We start from the raw sequence: 18,709 nt of genomic DNA, 5'->3' as shown, positions 1-18,709 counted from the left end.
ACACTGAGTAAGCATCATTTATACATTGATACTTTCGATCCTTTACGCCAACAGAACAATATTCATTATGACGGATATAAAGAGGAGGCAAACTCAACATCTTCATTGGGGAGAGAGACTTACGTTTTATTCGTAATCCACCAATGACATGCTATCCTTTTTCACTTTAAGCCTTATGAGTTTTCCACTCTTATATCCGCTGTGAACTAGCACGTACGTATGAAGTTTAAGCCAAAATGATCTTGAAAGCCGTTGAATGCGAAATCATAGGTTTTAATAATGCTCATTCTTAGGCGTAAAACTTTTTTGCATTTTTTCGTTAGGTTCAAGTTACATAACTTTGACTATACAAGCGTATTATCATTTTCAGTTAATGGGATTGGTGTTTTTGTCCATTCGGCATACGTACCAGGATCTATCGCCTTCACTTGTTCCAAAAAAGAATCTAAAAAATTTCTTTCTCGCAGGTCTTTAAATAACTCGAGAGGCCTTTTTTGTTCACGTGAAAACGAGTACACATGGTCGACTAATTTAAAACCATTCCTGGTTATGATAATATGCCGTAATGGGGCATCAATTTGTTTGAAACCTGATTTTTCCATTGTTTTTAATATATAAAGTAATCGTTTTGTTATGTCCTCAGATAGTACCGGTTGTTTTTTAAGAAACGTATTTAAATCTGGTCCTAATAGATATTCCATTAAAATATAATTTGGTCCTGTTTCAATGACTTTCGGGATAAAAGGCAAGTCTTGACTTGCTAAAAGAACCATTTTTTCCTGTTTTGCATGTTCAGTTTTTCCGTAAAGTTTGACGCATGTGTCTTCAGACACTCGATAAACAGCACCTTGATGCCCTTTTCCAATGAGTGTTTGTGTTATAGCGCTATCCACTTTCACTCCACTCCCTGACCCTCCTGAGAGGACGGGAATATTTCTAAAGTCCAAACTATTTTGATTGAAATAATCCTCCCACTCATTGAAGGTGTCCGGTTCGAGCTTTTTCACTTGGGCTAAGAAGGAGTCCTTTAAAAGGATTATTTTTAAATCTCTTAATAATTTTAATGGTACAGGGTGCATCCTTTTAAAGGAATTTACATGGTCAATCACCTTAAGTTCCTCATTACCAACGACAAAAATATGGCGTAGGGGGGCATCTATCATGGTGAATTTTGCTTGTTTTAATTCCTTTAATATATAGAGAAGTTTCTTTACTATAGAATCAGGGATATACGTACAATTTCTCAGATATTCTTTTAAGGTTGGAGCATTAAAATATTCCATGACTATATAGTTTGGTCCTGTATCATATACCAAAGGCATAAAGGGTAGATGTTTCCCAGCTTTAAGAGCTTCTTCCTCCATTTTCGCTTGTAATGGGTCTGAATAGATTTTTACACATTTATCTTCTGAAAGTTTAAATACTGCACCTTGAGCACCCATTCCAATCAGCGAATAGGTAGTGGGATTGTGAATTTCCAAAGATTTTTCACCTTTGGTTACAGTAATGGTTTTAAAATCCTCCATGATCTCCTCCTAACTGCCCATCTATGGCCTTCTGTTGAAATTGTTGAATTTTATTAAGGGCCTTTTTGACTTTTTCTGATTTTTGAGCCTTTTTTTCTTTTTTACGAGATGCTATTTTTTCATCATTACCTTTATCCTTCTGTTGAATTTTAGCTTTTTTGTCATTTTTATTAGATGCTACAAGTTCATCTTTGACTTTATCTTTAGTCTGCTGTTGAAGCTGTTGAAACTGTTGTAGCTGCTGAAGCTGTGGAAGCTCTTGAAGCTGTTGTAGCTGTTGTAGCTGTTGTAGCTGTTGAAGTTGTTGAAGCTGTTGTAGCTGTTGTAGCTGTTGTAGCTGTTGTAACTGTTGAAGCTGCTGAAGCTGTGGAAGCTGTGGAAGCTCTTGAAGCTCTTGAAGCTCTTGAAGCTCTTGAAGCTCTTGAAGCTCTTGAAGCTCTTGAAGCTCTTGAAGCTCTTGAAGCTTTTGGAGCTGTTGCATATAAATAAGGGCTTTTTTGGCTAAATCGGCTTTTTTTCTAGGCGCTATTGTTTCTCCTTCATACTTACCTTGCTGTTGTGGCTGTGGAGTCTCCTTAAGGGTTTTTTTATCTATTTGGCGAGGTGTTTCGGAATATTGTTTACTTACTTTATAAAGGGCTACAAGTTCTTCATAAAATTCAGCTTGTTGTTGAAGCTGTTGGGCGAGGTTAAAGTTTTGTTCGACTTTTTGACGAGCCGCTACTGTATATGTTTCCCATATTTCTCTGTTAGATAGCATAAATTCCAGAGCATCTGCCAGTTCATCTACATTGTTTTCTTGTACTAAAACCCCCTCTTTGTTATTTGTAATTAATTCAGGGATGCCGGCATGATTGGTCGAAATCACTGGTACCCCAATCGCCATAGCTTCTTTTAATGTATTAGGTATACCTTCTACATCTCCATCGGCAGCTTCTAAGCTCGCGGCGCAAAATATATCTGCATTGGTCATTTGTTCTCGTACTTGATCTTTAGGGAGATGATTTAATAAACGAAAAGAGTCCCCTAAATTAAGTTGATTTGCCAAAGAAATGAGATATTCTTCAAGCTCCCCCCTTCCGATGATCGTCAGGGTTGCATTAGGAAATTCACCTCTGATTTTTTGAAAAGCTTGCATTAAGATGTGGTGTCCTTTTTTTTCCACCAACCTACCGATGGATAAAATGTTTTGAGAGCCCTCTTTATGTGGAGTCCGGTATTTGAATTCGTTAAGGTCAACGCCCCCATAAAGCACCCTGATTTTTTCTGAAGGACACCCCCAAGCAATTAACCTATCTGCCAAATAATTACAAACTGGAAAGAAACGCTCACCTCGATCAAATAGCATTTTCATGTTATCTAAATAGCCAATGGGCTGATTAGCTAGGGTTGCATCCCTGCCTCTTATACTTGTTACCAACGGAAGGTTTGTTTCCTCTTTAAAAGGAAGTAATAACATCCCTAATTGACCATGGTGAGCATGTAAGAGGGAGATATTATTTCTTTTCACATATTCTTTTGGTGAGAAAATTTCATTGAGATAATGAACCTTCTCATTCAAGAGGGAAAGATCTATCATATACTTAGGTTGTCGTACCATATGAATATAATCATAATCAGGAACTTCTCGAATCTGTGAGATATATTGGGTCGGGTCAACTCTTAAATTTAAATGCATAACTGTGTGCAAATAAATGTTCTCCTTTCAAGCATAGTACGCAAATTTCCTGGATCTTTTCAAGTATATTATGCAGGACTCTATAGGTACGCATGGACTAATAACATAAAGTAAAGCTAAATGGCAGGGAGTATGCGTTTGCCTAATGGGGATTGAAGTAAGTGCTATGACACAAGATTATTTGCAAACAATGATAATAATACAACATGTTAATAGTTGACGTTGATCTATGGTGGTCGATGAAGATTTTTCTACTATTTAAAGAAATATAAAAAAGCACCCAAGAACTATCAAAGGTGCTGCATTGCCAGTTTGCCCGCCTATAGAATAACAACTCCCTCTTTGAATGGTTAAGTTAACTTAAGTCTTTAAAAAATCATGTCGAGTTAATGAAGTGTTATAAAATGTTTTCGCTTTATGTCATACCAATAACAATTGCTGGTCTTCCTATTGGATAATATTCAATTTTCTTGCACGCTCTGATTCGATCTTCTTCAAGACAATTTCTTCCATCAAAAACAATCGGTTGTCTCATTGTGTTCATCAATGTCCCCAGATCTAAATGTCTAAATTCATTCCATTCGGTAACAATAAATACAGCATCCGCATCCACTGTCGCTTCGCTTACTGAGCTTGCAAATCTAATTGTATTCCCTAATATTTTCTTCGCATTATCTATTGCAACCGGATCATAAGCAACCACTTCTGCTCCAAGTTTAGTTAATGAACGCGCAATTTTGATTGATGGCGCTTCCCTCATATCGTCTGTCTCTGGCTTGAAAGCAAGACCAAGCATTGCAACCTTTTTCCCTTTTAAATCCCCCAAGCGATTTATTGCTTTCGTTACAAGGAGTTCCTGCTGAAAATCATTAATCGCTACTGTTTCTTTTAACAGGGAAAAATGTACTCCATTTAACTTGGCAGTATGAAGCAACGCTTTAACATCCTTTGGAAAACAAGATCCTCCATAACCAATACCGGGCTGTAAAAAAGCTTCTCCAATCCTTTTATCTTTTCCCATTCCCTTTGCTACATCTTTAACATCTGCACCTACTGCTCCGCATAAATTGGCAACTTCATTGATAAAGCTAATCTTAGTCGCCAAAAAGGCATTAGAAGCATACTTAATCATTTCCGCACTTCTAATACTTGTTAGTATAAATGGTACATTTAACGGACGATACATTTCTTGTACTTTCTTAGACGCCTCATCATTTTCAGAACCGATGATGATTCGATCTGCTTGCATTGTATCCATAACGGCTGACCCTTGTCTTAAAAATTCAGGATTTGAAACCATATCAAAGGTGACCCTTTCGTTACAAAGTTCTTCCATAATTTTTTTAATAAAATCATTCGTACCAACTGGCACTGTACTTTTTATAACGACTACTGAACTCTGTACTAGGTTCGCAGCAATATCCTTCGCGGCTTGCACAATATACGATAAATCTGCTCCCCCATCCTCCATTTGCGGTGTTCCTACGGCAATGATGATAATCTCGGCACCATTTAGCGCTTCTCGATGAGATGTTGTAAATATCAGTCTACCCGCTGCAGCATTTTGAGCAAGCAAATTCTCCAGACCCGGTTCATATATTGGAGAAATCCCTTGACGTAAACTTTTAATTTTCTGTTCATCTGTATCGATACAAATGACACTATGCCCTATTTCTGACAAACAAACACCAGTGGACAGCCCGACATAACCTGTACCCAAAACAGCTATTTTCATATTATTCAAGCTCTCTCTTTATAATTTGAAGGTTTTCTTTCTTATTTACATCACTTAAATAGGAAAGTACCTCGTCTCTTATATCATCCCTGCGCAAAGCAAAGTCTATTGTTGCCTTAATGAATCCAACTTTATCGCCAATATCATATCGGTTTCCCTCAAAGTTATATGCTAATACGGCCTGCTGCTTATTTAGCTCATTTATGGCATCAGTAAGTTGTAATTCATTACCATGTTCAACCGGAAGCTTTGATAGTGTTTCAAAAATCTCAGGTCTAAAAACATAACGTCCCATTATCGCATATCTGGAAGGAGCGTCTTCCCTTTTCGGTTTTTCCACCAAAGAATCGATATGAAAAAGGTTAGGCTCAATCATTGTCCCTTTTGGCTTAATAATTCCATATTTACTGACATCCTTTTCCGGTACATTCTGAACAGCTACGACGGAACTGTTACAATACTCAAAAACACTGATGATTTGTTTCAGACAGGGTGTTTTAGACATTACGATGTCATCCCCTAACAAAACAGCAAAGGGTTCATTTCCAATGAAGCTTTTAGCACAGAGAATTGCATGTCCTAGCCCCATCGGTTCCTTTTGACGGACATAATAGATATTTGCCAAACTAGATATTTTCTGAACTTCCTCTAAAATATCGAGCTGATTCTTTCTTAAAAGTGCATCTTCCAACTCATAGGATTTATCAAAATGATCCTCTATTGATCTTTTTCCTCTACCGATTATGATAATAATTTCCTCTATACCCGAGGCTACTGCTTCTTCAACAATATATTGAATCGTTGGTTTATCAACAATCGGAAGCATTTCCTTAGCCTGAGCTTTTGTTGCAGGCAAAAATCGGGTCCCGAGACCTGCGGCCGGAATAATGGCCTTTCGGATTTTCATAAGCTGCCTCCCTTTTGCATTCATTAATCCTTTATATGCAATAGGACAACTTCCGGTCTAGTTAGTAGCCCAATTAGTCCATTTTTATTTAACAGGGACTGGTAGGCTATACATGTAAGAATCCTAATCTGGCTGTGGCCGGCCTCGCAACCTGTCGGTTAGTGGCCAAATAAAAAACTCCATTACACTTCTTATGCAATGGAGTTACGATGGTTTTAGTGTAATGGTCGATATACGGTTCAGATAAACCACTGTGTGAGCTTTTTTGCGGTTTCAGTCGCCTAAACGATTTCCTTTGTTTCTTTCTTTGAAAAACTCCAGCTGTCAGAAATGAGAGCAACAATTTCTTTTATTAATGTAATGGGTATCGCAGGTCCCGTTTTTAGTGATTAGTTTTTAAGGGATTTTTATACCTCTCCGTTCCCCTTTATATCCAAATATATGATGGACTGTATTCATGATTTTGAGGGGGGGGAATTTTTACTATTAAATTCTTAATCTAATATTTGAGAAGACAATAAAAAGAGGAGGTTTATTTCCCCCTCCAATTTTAATTAAATTGTTATCAGGCGTGATAACTAAGAGTACGATTTATGTTGAAATGGATATAGTTTAGGCATTTTATTAACTAGCTCCTAAAGCAACAACTCTTATCAACCTTGTAGGGGTTAGGGCAAAACTACTACTTTCTCCGTACATGAAGTGCAAAACTTGGCATATTGGATACATTTCTAATGAATCATTCCGCTCCATTTACATCCATCGGCTGGTTCCCGTGGGCACCATCGACGCAAAGGTTTCGATTTATGCAGGAACACGCCCTACACCAACTACTTCGATATCTTTGAAGTTGGTTTCTCTACCCTTTTGAAGAGTCTCAAATAATTTGGATGCACATTTGTCGGACAGGAGTGGGGAATACTGTGAAACCGGCTTCCGTGTCTGAGACCTGCACCGACTAACCACGGAACAGATCCTGGAACTCAAATGCAAAAAAACAAAATTATCCGGGTCAAAGAAGGCAAAACACAAAAAATTCGCGACATGTATATCGCGAATTGCTTTCAGGAGGTCTATGACTATACGAAAAACGTCTAGAGTCCTTACCTTAATCCCATCTCTAGGAAGGGGGCCCCCTCCTATTACTCCTACTTAAGCCTACGGCAGTTAAATTAGGCCGCAGAGTTTGCTGGCGTGGAGTATGTAAGAAATCATACCTTACGAAACACATTTGGCAATTGGTTTTACAAAGCCACGAAGGATATTGCCATGCTGCAACAGATCCTGCATCATTCCCATCCATCTGTCACTCTACGCTACAAAGGTATTAACGAAGAAGAAAAACAATGCACTAAAAATAATATTTAGCGTTTTCATTTTTAAAAAATATAAATGACGCCTTTAAAACGTTCGTACAATGTAAACAAGTTTCGTACTTTTAGGATCGTTAAAAATGGCTGTTTCAGGAAAAAACGCCACCGTTCGCGAACGTGTACTTTTACGAACGGGAGTAATAATACCGCCCATTTCACAAATTTTATAGTCTAGAGATTCCAATCTAAAAAGTCGAACTCCTTTACGTAAGGAATCGACTTTTTTAGATTTTCCTGCTTGTATAACATAATTGGTTTTGTGAGGAATTCATCATAAATTTTTTTGAAGTATACCATACTTGCACCGGTTAAAGCCTTTGCTGAAGTCATTTCCCCATTTTGTCATCCTATCAGGTAGGTTTCCTATATCGCATTGAAATCGATATTTTTCTGCCAGTCTTCATATGATTCAGGATCGATTTTCTTTGCTTGTTCCAGGAATGTATCCAATAACCCCAATTTCTTTAGATCACGAAACATCTTCGGATTATATGGATCATTCATTGTGAGGCCATCTGAATGATCGATTGCTTTCAGCACATTTCCCTTTGTTACAACAAAATGTCCGATTGAGGTCTTGATTCTAATAAATCCAACTCTCTTAAGTTCCTTTCGAATCATTATGATTTGTTCTGTAATCGATTCTGGAATATCTTGCTTTCCTTTCAAATAATCTTTTAGATTGGGACCTTTTAAATACTCCATAATTACATAGTTTGGTCCGACTTCATATAACCTTGGAACAATATGAGTTTCCTTCGCTGCTTCAAGTGCTTTCCCCTCTTTAGTTGCTGCATTTGGATTGACATAAATTTTTACGCAAATATCTTCATCAAGCTGAAAAACTGCACCTTGACTTCCTTCCCCAATCAGTTTTAATGTGGTTGGATTATGAATAATAAGTTCTTTTTTACCGTTCTTTTCTATTCTCTCAACCTTTATTGATTTAAAATCATCCATCTAATCTTTCACCTCTTTTCTTCTTTTTAATAACCATAAACTATAATATGAAATCATCGATTTGTTGCTTTAGGTTAATAACACTTTTTACAAAATTAAGTCATACCCTCTTTTACTGGGTTCTTAAGAACGAGACGGAACCTATTAGTAATTGGTGATAATTCACGGAAGGAAAGCTTTTCCCAGCATTTCTTCAATGTCTTATGCACATACACATACAATTAAGAACTTTACAAAAAACATACAAAAATATGTACTTGTCCGTTTCGAATCTTTTCCATTTTGCATTTACTATAAAAGTGGAATAACCAGAAAGGAAATGATCAGAAAGGAGACTTGAGATGGGATACATTGAAGATTTACGTGCTCTCGTTGGGACTAGAGCTTTGATACTTACTGGGGTCACCGTTTTGGTTATCGATCAGAACAGCCGTTTTCTGATGGTACAATCCGATAAAATGTGGAAATTGCCAGGCGGCTTTATCGAATTAGGAGAATCTGCGGAAGAGGCATGCAGACGTGAAATTTTGGAGGAAACAGGAATTAACATTGGTAACCTTCAATTAATCGGCGTTTTTTCAGGTAAGGAATATTTTACGAAGCTGCCTAATGGTGATGAATACTTTCCAGTCAACATTGCTTACGTGACCGAAGACATACTCAGCGGAGATTTAAAACCTGATGATATAGAAATACAAAAGGTTCAATTTTTTAAATGGTCCGCCTTTCCGAAAGATTTAACGGAACGAGATCGACAAATATTTCAAAGTTTTATCGAAGATTTGATTTTAGAGAGAAGGAAGTGAATGAAATAGTGAAGGCAATCGCTTTTTACATTAGAGAACCTATTAAAATAAATCAAGGATTTATGTACAATCAGATCATTATGTTGGATCAATATCGGCCTATTGTAATAGGACCTTACCCAAATAGCGATAATGTTCAATATCAGTTTGAGCATTATTTTAATTTAAGTGAAATTCAAGACCTTGAAGCCTTCTTTAAGGAGCAAAATGTCGTAGCGATTCACGCTCATCAAGGGAAACATTCCATCGATATTTTACCAACAGCTATAGAGTATGATATTCCTTTGATTGTGCATTTTCGAGGACGTGATTCATCCACTCAAACATATAAGAGATTTCGTAAAAACGTCCTCCGATATCAAAATTTAGTAAAACATGGTGCTGGTTGTTTTGCAGTTTGCCATTTTCTTGCAGAGGAATTAAAAAAATTAGGGTTTAAGGAAGATAAGATACATGTATTATATGGCGGTCTAAATTTAGATTTATACCCATATGTCCAACGTTCCCTACCTAAGGAAGGTGAAATCCGAATCTTGTCCGTAGCCAGACTTGTCGAGAAAAAAGGATTCCTTACGCTTTTGAAGGCTTTTCAACGGATTCATCAGGAATACCCAAGAACGACACTGCACATCATTGGGACAGGTGAAGATGAGGAGAAGATAAGAGTTTTCATTGATGAAAACCAATTAAACGAACATGTTTTTCTTAGGGGGCCAATGGATTCTAACCAAATTTCTAAGGAATTAAGAGATTCCCATCTCTTTTGCCTTGCCAGTGAAACGGGAGAAGATGGCGATGTAGAAGGGATCCCAAATGCATTAAAAGAAGCCATGGCAAGCGGTTTACCAGTCATCTCCACCTTTCATGGAGGGATTCCGGAATTGATTGAGCATAAAAAAACAGGATACCTAGTTCCTGAGAAAGATGATTTAAAATTGGCCCAAGGTATAAAATATTTCCTGAGTCATCCAAGAGTATGGAAGAGATATACCAGAAGTGCAAGACAGGTTATTGATGAAAATTTTGATTTGAATAAACAAATCATCGAACAACAAAGGTTATACAGCTTAATAGAAAAAAATGACGAAGTTAATTGACATGGAAACCATGGGTCAGTCCAAATATCCAGTTGAGCTCATACAAACTTTAATTGGTGGAACGGTACATGTCATTCTTTTTAGCGACGGTAAAAAGTATGTGGTGAAATGAATGGTACTGAATATAAAAGAGCCAAGTAAGTAGTAAATGAGTATGTGGTCGGTAAATTAGCAATGTTACTTCCCTTTCTTTTGTCCCCTTCGGACTAGTATATTCTCCAGACGAAATCATAAAAAATACTCCTAATTTACATTTCAAAAAATACAAATTTAGTTCAGGATGCCAATATGCGTGTTTATTTATCGAAAACAGTATTGCACTAGATGAAGTATTTAAAGCTTTTCCATCCAAGACGTAAGTGAAAAATCACGATATGCTTGCCGCAATGGTCGATCTTTGGGTAAATAACATCGATTGGACCATAAGCATTTTCCTTCTGTTCCAGCTTAGTGAAGGCGGCTATTTTGTCAATTTGATTGATCATGGAACATGTTTTCCGGGTGGATATCAGTAATCTGCAAAAACGCTTTCTCAGAAACTTAATCCCTTACCAAGAAACTTACCGATGGGCCTTCTCTATGTTAAATGAAGAAGATTTTATATCATTTGTAGAAAAAATTGTATCCCTTTCAAACAAATTTAACTTAGAAGTTACCCAATCCATCCCTGTAGAGTGGGGAGTCTCGAAGGAGGAAAGTAAAGCGCTGTACAAATTTCTTGTAGAACAGAAAAGTCATTTACCGAATCTTATAACCAATTTCATCGATCAATACAAGAGCAATATGGTTAATAAAAAAGATAAGGTAAAAAAGAAATAGAGCTAGACAAATATTTTTAAAGGAGACAAAGTGATATGACAAAATATCCAGTTCGATATGTACAAACATTAAGGGGCGGAACCGCACATGTCATTCTTTTCAGCGATGGTAAAGAATATGTCGTGAAGTGGTTCGATACTAAGAAAGGAAGAGAAAAAGAAGTGGTCAATGAATACCTGATCGGCAAATTGGCTGAGCTCCTTTCACTTCCCGTTATCCCATTTGATCTTGTATATATACCGGATGAATTCATCAAGAAAACTCCTGAATTACAATCCACTAAACACAACTATAGTTCTGGATACCAATATGGCTGTGTTTATATTAAAAACAGTACAGTTTTCGAGAATGTTAGAGAAAATCCTCCCACTAAGACGGATGTTAAAAACCGAGATATGCTTGCCGGTATAACGGTATTCGACCAATGGGTGAATAACTCTGACCGAGGTACGATGAATGTCATTTTGGAAAATCTCAGTGATGGCGGCTATTATGTCCATATGATTGATCATGGCAGAGTTTTTCCGGGACGTTACCAATGGTCTGCTCAAACGCTAAGTGAAACACCGGTATATAACTACCATTGGCCTTTTTATAAATGGGCCTTCTCTCTTCTTGATGATCACAAAGAGCTTACATCGTTTATAGAAAAAATAGTGAACTTGCCGAACAATTCGATCCATCAAGTGATCGAATCCATCCCTAAAGAGTGGAATGTGAGTTCGAAGGATAGAGATGCTCTCTACAAGTTTCTTTTAGAACAGAAAAATAAATTGCCAGATATCGTTGATCGTATCATCCAGCATCATAGTAATCCAAAATGACACTGGTTTTTTCCACAGAAAAAAGTAACTCCTTATTAGCTATAAAGGGGTTACTTTTTTTATCTATAAATCCTTCCATTCCATATAGGATTCGGGATCCATTTCTTTTAACTTTTCCAAGAACAATGGTAATAGACCCAACTTTTTAAAACCTTTGAATATCAACTCTGGCCTGTTTCGAATCCTTGTATAGGAGCTATAATGATCTATTACTTTTAATTCCTCTTCCTTAGTTACAATAATGTGGCGCAAATCAGCATCCAATCTGGTAAATTTTAAACGCTTCATTTCTTTTAGCACAAAAAGAATTTGCCTCATCAATTTTTCGGATAGAACCCCTCCAGATTCCAAATATTGGAATAAAGTTGGCCCCTCAAGATATTCCATAATAATATAGTTTTGCCCCACCTCATAAAGCCGTGGAATAGTGGGAGACTCCTGTGCAATTTTCAATACATTCCCCTCTTTAACGGCATATTCTGGTTTTGCACAAATTTTCACACACTTGTCTGAAGAAATTTTAAAAACGGCCCCTTGCGCCCCCTTACCAATCAGTGGAAACGACGTTGGATTTTTTATTACATCTACTTTTTTAATCCCTTCAATAACACAGATAGATTTAAAGTCCTCCACTTTCGATCACTCCTTCACATTTCCTATCATACTCTTACTTTTTATCCTTTTTTCTTTTTCTTTAAGTTTCTTCAACAGCTCCGTAGTGGTGATAACGGGTGATAAACCTGCGTCCCCTTATGATTGTGCTCATTATGAAAGGAAACGTCTTCCATTAATGATTATAGTGTTGAAAGAATAGCTGATATAACAACATTTTTTTGAAAAAGCCCATCTATAGAAGTAGAATGATAAAACTTGCACAAAAATGTGCATATTGATAGCTTACTATATTTTATGTAAAAGATTAGAGTTTGCTATAGTCAAGTGCCAGGTCGACCAGTAATTTTTACTGGTCGACCTCATAATGCTCAGCACTGTTAGCAGAAATAAGAACAGTTATATAACAACGTTCATGGTATAATTAACATAGAAAAACGCTTACAGAAATAAGATAAACTAACTGTTCGGAAAATTCATTCTTTTGGGAGTCGATGAAAGTTGACAGTGGATAAAAAACGTAAAGAACAAACTATTTTTAATCATATTGGAAATAAAATCAAAACGGAAGACAGAGAAATTAATGTAATTACTAAATTAGAAGAACCTCTAATCGTAGTTTTAGGAAATGTTTTGAGTGACGAAGAATGTGACGGTCTTATTGAATTGTCAAAAGACAAAATGCATCGTTCCAAAACTGGAGTTACCCACGAAGTAAATGAGATAAGAACAAGCAGCAGTATGTTTTTTGAAGAAAATGAATATGACATCATTACCAAAATTGAAAAAAGGATATCAACAATCATGAATATCCCCATTGAACATGGAGATGGTATTCAAATTCTTAAATATACTCCTGGTCAAGAGTATAAAGCTCATTTTGATTTTTTTACATCTTCAAGTATAGCAGCAAAAAATAATAGAATCAGCACCATCATCATGTACTTAAATGATGTGGAGGATGGAGGGGAAACTTTTTTTCCTAAACTGAATTTTTCTGTGTCCCCGCGAAAGGGAATGGCTGTGTATTTCGAATATTTCTATAACGATAAAAACCTAAACGAACTAACTTTACACGGTGGAGCGCCCGTTATCACTGGGGAAAAATGGGTTGCAACACAATGGATGAGGAGACAAAAATAGTCTGCAGCTTGATAATGTGTAAATGATAGTCTATAAAGGACTCAATTTTAGGTGCCAAAAGAACAAAGGCACCTATTCGTTCTTTTGGAATCTGTTTATTTAAAATGGCCAAACGATGAAATCAAAAAAAGAATGATCAATAGTCTAAATTAATACTGGTTCGGCCCTTTGAACTCCAAAATTTCCGAGCTCTTGATCCTAACAATCGATTCGAGTATCAAAGATTTCAAAATACGCTTTTATCGTTAAGTTTGATTTGAAAATACTATCCATGTATTTAGACACTATTCATTTACCTTTGTTACTCTTTCTAAAATTATCGTAATCAGTCTTAATGTAATGAAATACCTTCGCGTTGCCATTATGGTCTGGATGAGTTATTTTTAATAACCCTTTATATTCCGCTAATACTTCTTTATTGCTCGCCATTTTAGAAAGCCCTAATTTTTCACTATAATCATTTGATTGAGTAGTGGAGTCAATATGGTAATTGTTTCTGATGTTTTCTTTTAATTTTATCAATTCATTACGTAATTCAATATTTTCTTTTAATAAATCCTTTGTTTCATTTTGTAATTCACTTTTCTCATTCTTTAGAATGGCAACTTCCTTTTTGAACATATCCCTTTGCTGAATCAATATTCTTTTTGCAGTCTCATGAAGTTCTTCAATACCTTCTAAATGCTTATCTTGAGCTTGTATTTTTAATTTTAATCGGTGTATGATTTCGTCCTTATTTTGATTTATAATATCATTTATAGCCAGCTTCGAAGCTGTGTCATCACTTATGTATCCAGTGTTCCTCTGTCCGTTTCCCGCGTATTTAATCTTACCTTCGCGAAGCCAGCGCCTAACAGTTTGTACACGATTACTTTCTGTTACTCCTGCATCCTTTAACAGGTCGAATGCTTGATCTGTGTCATCCATTATGTATCCAGTTTTTCTATTCCCGTTTCCTCCCTCATATTTAACCTTACCTTCACGAAGCCAGCGTCTAACAGTTTGTATACTACTGCTTTCTGTTACTCCTGCATCCTTTAACAGGTCGAAAGCTTGATCTGTGTTCACATTGTTCCCCCTTTCTCCTTATTGCGCAATGTAATATTACTTAGAATGCTATAAGCCTATTAAAAGGAATATATTTTACAAAGAATGCGCCTAATTTGTATGTCAATGTTTTAAATAATAGCATAGCCATTTTCTAAACAAAGAACAAATAGATGAAGAATATATGACGAATATCACAAAGAGATAACGATAAGGTATCAAAGTTAAAAGTGGGGAACCAGAAAAAAATTATCGGTAACTACAGAAAAGCATGATATCAATGGTGGAGTTCGGTTATTAAGAGGAATATATATATACATTCAGATTGAATCCAGAATCTAAGGACAGTGAGAATGAACTCTGCATTATTTTATCTTACATGCTATGCTACCGTAAGGGACGATGTTTGGCTGCATATGAATAGAGATAAGGATCATTCCTATAATTCCATAAGGAGTACCTCAAGCAAAACGTGGATTTACAACGTTAGTGAAATTCCTATATTAAAAATCCCAATCTCTCAGTGATATAAAAGAGAAATTGGGATTTATTTATTCATCAAATTGCAGTTGCAACTAATAGTCACCAAAACAGCTGCTAATATTTTAACTAGAGAAAATTATTGTTGACCCTCTGTATAAATTTGAAAAGTTACACCGAATTTGTCTGATACAATCCCATAAGCAGGGCTGAAAAAAGCTTCCTGCAGCGGCATTTTCACTTCTCCACCTTGCGACAAAGTTTCAAAGATTCGTTTTGATTTTTCAATATCGTTAATTGAAATACAGATCGTGACTTGATCTCCAGCTTGACTGGTTTGACCTGGAAACGTATCGGAAAACATGAGGTCCGTTTCCCCAACCTTTAACATTGCGTGTGCTACAAGATCCCTTGCTTCTTCTGGCAGAGGAAATTCCGGGTTTTCTGGCATTTCTCCAAAAGTTTGATTAAAAAGGACTTTTGCATCCAATGCTTTTTCGTAAAATTGGATCGCTTCCTTCGCATTTCCGTTCATCATTAAATATGGAGATAATCGCATGGTCATAATTAAATAGCTCCTTTTGCTTTAATTTTTTACAAAGCTTGAGAGATTTCCAAGCTTCCTTTTGAACTGGTCAGTGGCAATAACCACAATACCATTATTACCCATGATTAAATTTTATAACAAGGAACATGTGTTCGTCAATGAAAATTCACTGAAAACTATCACTTTTTTTTGTTAACGATTGAATGGAAAATTCCAAGATGGTTGGTCCAGTCTTGCAGTAGTGTCATTTCGCAAAGTATGTCACGATTATGCAGTCATGGAAAACTTCTTTTGATTACCAAAATCTGATTTGATTTATTATCGGTTTTTCAAATCATGAAGCATTTCACAAGAACAAGGTGAAATGAAAAGGGCATGACCCCGTAGATTGCCGGTTTCATGCCTCAAGACTGTTTAAAAAGTGTTTAATTTTTTGTGATATCGTTTATTCTAATTAACTTGCTATCATTTCTGAATCTTGTCCTTTTTTAAGGTTTGGTAACTTAGAGTCTATAGATAGGAACCGGCTTCCATTCAATACTAGGTGAAGTGCAATAATCATAAGAACGAGATCCAGTTCGTACCCTGTACCTTCTCCATTCCCCATAAAACCTGCTGGGAATTTCACATAAACAATAGCACCAGCCATGATGAATACAAGGAGGGCAGAAATTATTCTTGTTCCAAGACCTATAATTAAAGCAATTCCTCCAACCAATTCAATAATACCGACTACATAGGCCATAAATCCTGGAATGCCTATACTTTGAAACCATCCTGAGGTGTTATCCAATCCACCTTTGAATTTTGACAAACCATGCAAGAAAAATGAAATTCCCAACATAACTCTTAATAAAAAGGTACCGATCTCTTGTTTATTCATGACACATCTCCTTTTGTTTTATTTCACACTACAAAGTGTAGTGTAAGGTGGTAAAAAAATCAAGTGAAAGTCATCAGACAATCACTATAGTCATTCCCAAAAGTATAATCAAAACATAAATAGAAACAAAAATCGTGGTAGTTTCAGCCCTCAAAGGAATTGTTTTATGGGGGTCAATTAATTGCTGTAGTCTATAGTTAACTGATTCATTGGAGAAATGGACAAGGACAGGAGATGTTTTATCCGTGCAACCATGTTTAATTAACTTCAACAAAGCGGCACTTATGCCTAATTCAGTCCCCATTTTATTAATCGCATTTTCGTCGGCTGATAATTCACTTATTATTTTGTAATTTTTATGACACCATTTTGTCAGTGGGACAAACCATAACGCATCCGAGATCAACTGTAAAATAAAAATTACCAGTGGATCATATTTTTTTTGGTGAAAGGCTTCATGCTCCACTACCGCTTCTAGCTCATCAAAGTCCAATAATCGAATTAAACCAGTACTGAACACAATGAAAGGCCGCCTGAAACCAAGCGTAAACGCAAGAGGCTGTTCAGCGTTCACAACTAAGATATCATTGTTGACCCGATTGAATGTTTCATTTATAGACCTTGTCATATCAATGTTTTTGGACAGAAAAAGCTTTTGTTTAAACCTTCTGGATAAGAAATATTGCTCTGCAAATTTGAATAAGGTGCTCAATATACTATAGGATATTATTATACTGAGCAGGGTGACGACCGCAAAGTAGTATACTGAATCTTCCTTGAATAAACTAAAACAAAATTTAAAAAAATTGGCTTTAATATTCACATCAAAAAAGATGTGTACCAAAAAGGCTCCCATTTGGCACCATACAACACAGGCAATTAAAAGACTCATGCTTATCACAAAATAAGACTTTCTCTTCCACATCATAATTTATCCTTTTTTAACGATTGAATTTTTTGTTCCAATTTTTCAATTAAACCTTGGTCAGCGTCTTTCATGGCATCCAGCATATGGCTTATGACCGCCCCACCAAATTCATCTAGCAAATTCTCAGTCAGTTTCTTTGACTGCTCTTCTAAAAACTCCGCTTTGGACTGAACCGGGCGAAATAATGAAAGCCTTCCTTCAGACCTCTTTTCAAGAATGCCTTTTTCTACTAAACGATTCATGACGGTCATCACTGTGTTGAAATTGATAGGTTTGTCAAGTTCCAATGACTGCTGAACCGATTTAATGCTCTGTTCATCTTTATCCCATAAATATTCCATGATATTAGCTTCCAATGGACCAAAGAAGCGATTCAGTCCAACTTCATCATATTTAAAATTTTTAATATTCACCCTTTACCACCTCCCACTACAAATTGTAGTGGAAATCCTTGTTACAATCAAGTTTCCGGAAGATTAATATCTAGATTGACTTTAATTGCTTTTCAAGGCCCTATTGGCCTTGTTTTACCAAGTTCTTCTGGTTCTAAACCTCTATCAAACTCCACTACCTATGTTCAGTATCAAATGTTCATCGTATACATAGTCCTGTTTGCGGAAAAATCCTTCTTTGGTGCGAGGACGTGTATAAGGTAAAGCCGGTATGATTTCTTTGTTAAATAGGTAGCTTGTAATCGCTGGTGTTTTATAAGCTGCATCTGCGGCAACGGCTTCCGGTTTTCCAACTTTCTCAATCACTTGTTCAACTAGTGGCTCTAAGATCTGACTGTCATGTGTATTTCCAGGTGTTACAATCGTTCCCCATACAAAACCGTTGCGGTCTGCGGCCGCGTGGAATGAATAGGCAAACTGTTTTGTTCGTTCATCTTTCACATAGTAGCCACTCTCAGAATCCGTTGTACTTTCTTTAATCTCTTTGGTCTCTTCTTTATCAAATTTATCTGGTGGAAAAGGCTTTTTTCCATGGTTTTCACGATCTTGATTGATTTCTTCTTGAAGACGTCCTTGATACGCTCGTGTTTCTTTACGAACGATTTTCTTTTCAAATTTCCGTTTATTCGCACTGGCTTTCACATGTGTGGAATCCACGAAAACGTGTTCAGCACTTATTAACTTTTTATTAGCAGCTGTCATTAAAATGCGATAGAAAATCTGTTCAAACAGGTCTAAAACAAAAATGACTCCAGGAAAAAGTGTTCTATCTAAAAGGTAAGACAAAGTTGATTGGAACGGAAGGTACGAGACTCCTGCGGGAAAAGCGCGTCTAGGGGAGACCCCGCAGGCGAAAGCCGAGGAGGCTCCCCGACCGCCCGCGGAAAGCGAG

The 18,709-nt window shown here is 36.5% G+C and carries 18 protein-coding genes and 1 pseudogene; 6 read left to right on the top strand and 13 right to left on the bottom strand.

From position 1 onward, the window contains the following. Positions 1 to 344: 344 nt before the first annotated feature. The 4 genes from Q8G36_RS20205 to galU all read right to left on the bottom strand — a co-directional run bounded on the left by Q8G36_RS20205 (position 345) and on the right by galU (position 5,846). Positions 345 to 1,526: a hypothetical protein gene (locus Q8G36_RS20205; RefSeq protein WP_305161611.1), complete on the bottom strand. Its 1,182-nt coding sequence runs from the start codon at positions 1,524 to 1,526 to the stop codon at positions 345 to 347. Next, positions 1,513 to 3,216: a glycosyltransferase gene (locus tag Q8G36_RS20200; RefSeq protein ID WP_305161610.1), complete on the bottom strand. Its 1,704-nt coding sequence runs from the start codon at positions 3,214 to 3,216 to the stop codon at positions 1,513 to 1,515. The genes Q8G36_RS20205 and Q8G36_RS20200 overlap by 14 nt, the downstream gene beginning before the upstream one ends. 403 nt (positions 3,217 to 3,619) lie before the next feature. Beyond that, entirely contained in the window at positions 3,620 to 4,939 is a 1,320-nt protein-coding gene (locus tag Q8G36_RS20195) for a UDP-glucose dehydrogenase family protein (protein ID WP_305161609.1), read from the bottom strand. A gap of 1 nt (position 4,940) precedes the next feature. After that, complete coding sequence (gene galU / locus Q8G36_RS20190; protein WP_305161608.1) at positions 4,941 to 5,846, bottom strand: UTP--glucose-1-phosphate uridylyltransferase GalU; 906 nt, start codon at positions 5,844 to 5,846, stop codon at positions 4,941 to 4,943. 1,194 nt (positions 5,847 to 7,040) lie between these two features. Between galU and Q8G36_RS20185 the strand changes: the two genes are divergently transcribed. Further along, a complete protein-coding gene (locus Q8G36_RS20185; protein ID WP_305161607.1) occupies positions 7,041 to 7,214 on the top strand; it encodes a tyrosine-type recombinase/integrase in 174 nt (57 codons plus the stop codon). A gap of 368 nt (positions 7,215 to 7,582) precedes the next feature. On the opposite strand, the gene Q8G36_RS20180 is transcribed toward Q8G36_RS20185, so the two are convergent. Then, the gene (locus Q8G36_RS20180; protein WP_305161606.1) at positions 7,583 to 8,179 is read right to left on the bottom strand and encodes a serine/threonine protein kinase; all 597 of its coding nucleotides are present in this window, start codon (positions 8,177 to 8,179) and stop codon (positions 7,583 to 7,585) included. Between the two features lie 341 nt (positions 8,180 to 8,520). Here Q8G36_RS20180 and Q8G36_RS20175 point away from each other — a divergent pair, with 341 nt between their 5' ends. Together Q8G36_RS20175 and Q8G36_RS20170 are read left to right on the top strand one after the other, a co-directional pair. Beyond that, entirely contained in the window at positions 8,521 to 8,985 is a 465-nt protein-coding gene (locus Q8G36_RS20175) for an NUDIX hydrolase (protein ID WP_305161605.1), read from the top strand. Then, entirely contained in the window at positions 8,982 to 10,082 is a 1,101-nt protein-coding gene (locus tag Q8G36_RS20170; RefSeq protein ID WP_305161604.1) for a glycosyltransferase, read from the top strand. Before Q8G36_RS20175 ends, Q8G36_RS20170 begins: the two co-directional genes overlap by 4 nt. Positions 10,083 to 10,402: 320 nt before the next feature. On the opposite strand, the gene Q8G36_RS20165 is transcribed toward Q8G36_RS20170, so the two are convergent. Next, the gene (locus Q8G36_RS20165) at positions 10,403 to 10,567 is read right to left on the bottom strand and encodes a hypothetical protein (RefSeq protein WP_305161603.1); all 165 of its coding nucleotides are present in this window, start codon (positions 10,565 to 10,567) and stop codon (positions 10,403 to 10,405) included. A 94-nt stretch (positions 10,568 to 10,661) separates the two neighbouring features. Here Q8G36_RS20165 and Q8G36_RS20160 point away from each other — a divergent pair, with 94 nt between their 5' ends. Together Q8G36_RS20160 and Q8G36_RS20155 are read left to right on the top strand one after the other, a co-directional pair. After that, entirely contained in the window at positions 10,662 to 10,901 is a 240-nt protein-coding gene (locus Q8G36_RS20160) for a hypothetical protein (RefSeq protein ID WP_305161602.1), read from the top strand. 35 nt (positions 10,902 to 10,936) lie between these two features. After that, entirely contained in the window at positions 10,937 to 11,725 is a 789-nt protein-coding gene (locus tag Q8G36_RS20155) for a HipA family kinase (RefSeq protein ID WP_305161601.1), read from the top strand. Between the two features lie 63 nt (positions 11,726 to 11,788). Here Q8G36_RS20155 and Q8G36_RS20150 read toward each other — a convergent pair whose 3' ends face one another. Continuing rightward, the gene (locus Q8G36_RS20150; RefSeq protein ID WP_305161600.1) at positions 11,789 to 12,358 is read right to left on the bottom strand and encodes a hypothetical protein; all 570 of its coding nucleotides are present in this window, start codon (positions 12,356 to 12,358) and stop codon (positions 11,789 to 11,791) included. Positions 12,359 to 12,844: 486 nt separating this feature from the next. Between Q8G36_RS20150 and Q8G36_RS20145 the strand changes: the two genes are divergently transcribed. After that, the gene (locus tag Q8G36_RS20145) at positions 12,845 to 13,480 is read left to right on the top strand and encodes a 2OG-Fe(II) oxygenase (RefSeq protein WP_370694094.1); all 636 of its coding nucleotides are present in this window, start codon (positions 12,845 to 12,847) and stop codon (positions 13,478 to 13,480) included. A 288-nt stretch (positions 13,481 to 13,768) separates the two neighbouring features. On the opposite strand, the gene Q8G36_RS20140 is transcribed toward Q8G36_RS20145, so the two are convergent. The 6 genes and pseudogenes from Q8G36_RS20140 to Q8G36_RS20115 form a co-directional block, all read right to left on the bottom strand. Next, complete coding sequence (locus Q8G36_RS20140) at positions 13,769 to 14,548, bottom strand: hypothetical protein (protein ID WP_305161598.1); 780 nt, start codon at positions 14,546 to 14,548, stop codon at positions 13,769 to 13,771. 598 nt (positions 14,549 to 15,146) lie between these two features. After that, a complete protein-coding gene (locus tag Q8G36_RS20135) occupies positions 15,147 to 15,572 on the bottom strand; it encodes a VOC family protein (protein WP_305161597.1) in 426 nt (141 codons plus the stop codon). 436 nt (positions 15,573 to 16,008) lie between these two features. Further along, on the bottom strand, positions 16,009 to 16,437 hold the full coding sequence (locus Q8G36_RS20130; protein WP_305161596.1) for a DoxX family protein: 429 nt from the start codon (positions 16,435 to 16,437) through the stop codon (positions 16,009 to 16,011). Positions 16,438 to 16,510: 73 nt separating this feature from the next. Then, positions 16,511 to 17,293, bottom strand: a complete 783-nt coding sequence (locus Q8G36_RS20125) for a M56 family metallopeptidase (protein WP_305161635.1) — start codon at positions 17,291 to 17,293, stop codon at positions 16,511 to 16,513. A gap of 68 nt (positions 17,294 to 17,361) precedes the next feature. Further along, a complete protein-coding gene (locus tag Q8G36_RS20120; protein WP_063233685.1) occupies positions 17,362 to 17,778 on the bottom strand; it encodes a BlaI/MecI/CopY family transcriptional regulator in 417 nt (138 codons plus the stop codon). Between the two features lie 174 nt (positions 17,779 to 17,952). Beyond that, positions 17,953 to 18,552, bottom strand: a pseudogene (locus Q8G36_RS20115) (transposase); the annotation flags it as partial. Between the last annotated feature and the right edge of the window lie 157 nt (positions 18,553 to 18,709).

Origin of the sequence: Peribacillus frigoritolerans (genome assembly GCF_030676415.1) — a bacterium.
Taxonomy (GTDB): Bacteria; Bacillota; Bacilli; order Bacillales; family DSM-1321; genus Peribacillus; species Peribacillus frigoritolerans_A.
Note: the sequence above shows the minus strand (reverse complement) of the source record. Positions and strands in the feature narration are given on the sequence as shown.

Coding starts and splice junctions, on each gene's coding strand:
- Q8G36_RS20205 (WP_305161611.1), bottom strand. CDS start 1,526: ATGGAGGATTTTAAAACCATTACTGTAACCAAAGGTGAAAAATCTTTG.
- Q8G36_RS20195 (WP_305161609.1), bottom strand. CDS start 4,939: ATGAAAATAGCTGTTTTGGGTACAGGTTATGTCGGGCTGTCCACTGGT.
- galU (WP_305161608.1), bottom strand. CDS start 5,846: ATGAAAATCCGAAAGGCCATTATTCCGGCCGCAGGTCTCGGGACCCGA.
- Q8G36_RS20180 (WP_305161606.1), bottom strand. CDS start 8,179: ATGGATGATTTTAAATCAATAAAGGTTGAGAGAATAGAAAAGAACGGT.
- Q8G36_RS20175 (WP_305161605.1), top strand. CDS start 8,521: ATGGGATACATTGAAGATTTACGTGCTCTCGTTGGGACTAGAGCTTTG.
- Q8G36_RS20165 (WP_305161603.1), bottom strand. CDS start 10,567: ATGATCAATCAAATTGACAAAATAGCCGCCTTCACTAAGCTGGAACAG.
- Q8G36_RS20160 (WP_305161602.1), top strand. CDS start 10,662: ATGTTAAATGAAGAAGATTTTATATCATTTGTAGAAAAAATTGTATCC.
- Q8G36_RS20155 (WP_305161601.1), top strand. CDS start 10,937: ATGACAAAATATCCAGTTCGATATGTACAAACATTAAGGGGCGGAACC.
- Q8G36_RS20135 (WP_305161597.1), bottom strand. CDS start 15,572: ATGACCATGCGATTATCTCCATATTTAATGATGAACGGAAATGCGAAG.
- Q8G36_RS20130 (WP_305161596.1), bottom strand. CDS start 16,437: ATGAATAAACAAGAGATCGGTACCTTTTTATTAAGAGTTATGTTGGGA.
- Q8G36_RS20125 (WP_305161635.1), bottom strand. CDS start 17,293: ATGGGAGCCTTTTTGGTACACATCTTTTTTGATGTGAATATTAAAGCC.